2 protein-coding genes are annotated in these 3,369 nt (G+C 69.3%); one reads left to right on the forward strand and one right to left on the reverse strand.

The genetic code is table 11. The annotated features are described in order from the left end of the window. Nucleotides 1–11: 11 nt before the first annotated feature. On the reverse strand, nt 12–1,007 hold the full coding sequence (gene rfbB / locus ACFWFR_RS18595; protein WP_377624071.1) for a dTDP-glucose 4,6-dehydratase: 996 nt from the start codon (nt 1,005–1,007) through the stop codon (nt 12–14). Between the two features lie 237 nt (nt 1,008–1,244). Here rfbB and ACFWFR_RS18600 point away from each other — a divergent pair, with 237 nt between their 5' ends. Further along, nucleotides 1,245–3,335, forward strand: a complete 2,091-nt coding sequence (locus ACFWFR_RS18600) for a DUF4214 domain-containing protein (protein ID WP_377624072.1) — start codon at nt 1,245–1,247, stop codon at nt 3,333–3,335. Nucleotides 3,336–3,369: the final 34 nt, after the last annotated feature.

The raw sequence follows: 3,369 nt of genomic DNA on the forward strand, positions 1-3,369 counted from the left end.
GAGCAGGTCGGCTACTGGCCCGCCTTCGCGTACTTCGCCTCGGTCTCGGCCTTGGCTGCTCGCCACCAGGCCTCGTTGGCGCGGTACCAGTCGACCGTCGCCTCGAGGCCCTGACGGAAGTCCGTGTAGCGGGGTGTCCACCCCAGCTCGTCCCGCAGCTTCGAGGAGTCGATCGCGTAGCGCAGGTCGTGGCCCGGGCGGTCCGCGACGTGGTCGAAGTCGTCCGGGGTCCGCCCGAAGATCTCGAGAAGGGTCTGGACGACCTCCAGGTTGTTCTTCTCGCCGTCGGCGCCGATCAGGTAGGTCTCGCCTGCGCGCCCGCCGTCGATGATGGCCCACACGGCCGAGTTGTGGTCCTCGACGTGGATCCAGTCCCGCACGTTCAGCCCGGCGCCGTACAGGCGCGGACGGATGCCGTCGATCAGGTTGGTGACCTGGCGCGGGATGAACTTCTCGATGTGCTGGTACGGGCCGTAGTTGTTGGAGCAGTTGGAGATCGTCGCCTGGATCCCGAAGGACCGTGCCCAGGCACGCACCAGGAGGTCGCTCGACGCCTTGGTCGACGAGTACGGGCTCGACGGGTTGTACGGGGTGGACGCCGTGAAGCGCTCCGGGTCGTCCAGCTCGAGGTCGCCGTAGACCTCGTCGGTCGAGATGTGGTGGTAGCGGGTCCCGTGCTTGCGGACCGCCTCCAGCAGGGTGAACGTGCCGATCACGTTCGTCTGCACGAACGGGGACGGGTCGTTCAGCGAGTTGTCGTTGTGCGACTCCGCAGCGAAGTGCACGACCAGGTCGCTCCCGCCCACGAGGCGGTCGACCAGCTCGGCGTCCGTGATGTCGCCCTCGACGAAGGTGATCCGGTCGGCGACCGGCGCGAGCGAGGACAGGTCCCCGGCATAGGTGAGCGCGTCGAGCACCGTCACCTCGACGTCGGGACGCTCGCGGACGGTCTGATGGACGAAGTTGGAGCCGATGAAGCCGGCTCCACCGGTGACGAGAAGACGCATGGGTGATTCCTCCTGGCAGGTGCGATGCCCTCATACCCTAGTCGCTCGCTCGTCGTGCGCTGCCTGCTCCCTCGTCGCTGCGGGTCCACGGGCGGGTAGCGGCGCACGCGCCAGGACGCCGGGCAGCGTGGGCCGTGACCTCGCGTCGACGGCAACCGCACGGCGTTGCGAAGTGCTGGATGAGAGGTGGGCACCTATGTTGAACGGAGCACGTGCGCCCACGAAGAGGAGTGCTCCATGTCTGCTCGCAAGTTGCTTGGTGCCGTTCTGGCGGTGACGGTGCTCACGAGCGGGTGCGCCGTCTCGACGAGCCCGACGGTCACCGACGGCGTCGTCGGAGGTGCGTCGACCAGCACCGGTGCCTTATTCGCAGCAGCGGCGCTGCCGGATCCGCCGTCCCCGTCCGAGACGGTCGTCGAGGACTTCGACGTGGTCGTCGACCTCGCGTCGGCCAGGTCCGCGGCACCGACCGACCCGGAGACGGGCGCGACCAGCGAGCCCGGCCCGAGCGCGACGAGCGAGGAGGCCGACCCGAGCACGGGTCCTGAAACCGGTGGACCGAGCACCGGCCCGGAGGCGCCTTCCTCGGTTCCCGAGCAACCGCTCGCACCGGAGGAGTCCGGAACCGACGGCGACGACGGCACGGTCGTCGTCGACCAGCCGGACGTGGAGGAGCGGACAGCGAGCGGGGTCGTCACCACCGATGGATTCCAGACGGTGGCCGTCTCCTGGACCGGCGAGCCCGGGAGCGACGCACCCGCGCTCCAGGTGCGGACCCGCGCCGGTGAGGAGTGGAGCGACTGGTCCGACCTCGAGACGTCCGACGACGGACCTGACGCCGGCACGGCCGACGCCCTGCAGGAGCAGCGCAGCGGGACGGATGCGCTCTGGGTCGGCGAGGCGGACGCCGTCCAGCTCGGAGTGGTCGGCCAGGACGCGCTTCCCGCAGACCTGCGCCTCTCGCTGATCTCTTCCCCGGAGTCGGGTGACGAGACCGGGGCCGCGGACGCTTCTGGCGCGAGCAGCACCCAGAAGGCCGTCATCGAGGACGCTGCATACCGTGGGACCGCGCCGCGGACGGTCCTGGCCGCGGCGCCCGCCGTCAACGTGATCACCCGCGCCCAGTGGGGGGCCCGCGCAGAGGCCTGCACCCCCGACGTGGCCCAGCGGCTCGTGGCAGCTGTCGTCCACCACACCGCCGGGAGCAACAACTACTCGACTGCCGCACAGGCGATGCAGATGATCCGCAACGACCAGGCATACCACATCGGCACTCGCGGCTGGTGCGACCTGGGGTACAACTTCGTGGTCGACAAGTGGGGAAACATCTACGAAGGACGAGCAGGCAGCCTCGAGCGCCCGGTCATCGGTGTCCACGCCGGAGGGTTCAACACGAGCACGGTCGGGATCTCGATGCTCGGTGACTACTCGACGGTCACCCCCTCGGCGGCGACCGTCGACGCGGTGTCCCGTCTGGCGTCGATCAGGCTCGCGGCCTACGGCATCAATCCCCAGGGGAGCGTGAGCTACACCACCGGCGGTGGTGAGAACTCGCGCTACCCGGCCGGGAGCACCGCCGTGCTGCCGACGATCTTCGCGCACCGGGACACGGCGTTCACGGCGTGCCCGGGCCAGGCCGGCTACAACCAGATGGGAACCATCAGGGCCATCGCGAGCTCGTACTCCTACGGGTCGGCCTACAAGGAGGCGCAGTCCGTGGTCAACGCCCTCTACCAGGACTTCCTGGGCCGCGGCGTCGACCCGACCGGGCTCGCGACCTGGTCGACGGCCCTCGCCTCGGGAACGAGCCAGTCGCAGCTCGTGGCGTCGCTGACGTCCTCCGACGAGTACGTCTGGAAGCGGATCAACCAGGCCTACGTCGAGGTGCTCGGTCGCCAGCCGGATCCGGCGTCGAACGACTGGTACGTAGGGGTGAGACGTGGGACGGTGACCGTCGACGACGTCGCGCGAAGGTTCTACAGCTCGCAGGAGTTCTACAACCGGTCGGGGGCGACCGACGCTGGACTGGTCAGCACCCTCTACAGCGTGATGCTCGGACGCAGCGCAGGGCCGTCCGAGATCGCCTTCTGGGAATCGAGGATCCCCACGGCGGGGCGCGCGGCACTCGTCGACGCGATCTGGTTCTCGTACGAGGCTGCTGCCCGCAGGGCGGGGACCTACTACCAGACCTTCCTGCAGCGATCGCCGGACCCGACGGGCCTCGCGACGTGGACCGATGCACTGCTCCGCTTCGGAGAGGGCTCGGTGAGGGTGGGCATCGCGGGCTCGGTCGAGTACAGGAACAAGGCCCTGGTGCGCTTCCCCTGACGGCATGACGAGGGCGACGGTACCGAGCGAGATG

The sequence above is a fragment of the Oerskovia sp. NPDC060287 genome (assembly GCF_042726775.1).
In the GTDB taxonomy this organism is placed as follows: domain Bacteria; phylum Actinomycetota; class Actinomycetes; order Actinomycetales; family Cellulomonadaceae; genus Oerskovia; species Oerskovia merdavium.

What these genes read in the sequence shown, in the direction of transcription:
- rfbB (WP_377624071.1), bottom strand. Translation starts at nt 1,007, where the DNA reads ATGCGTCTTCTCGTCACCGGTGGAGCCGGCTTCATCGGCTCCAACTTC.
- ACFWFR_RS18600 (WP_377624072.1), top strand. Translation starts at nt 1,245, where the DNA reads ATGTCTGCTCGCAAGTTGCTTGGTGCCGTTCTGGCGGTGACGGTGCTC.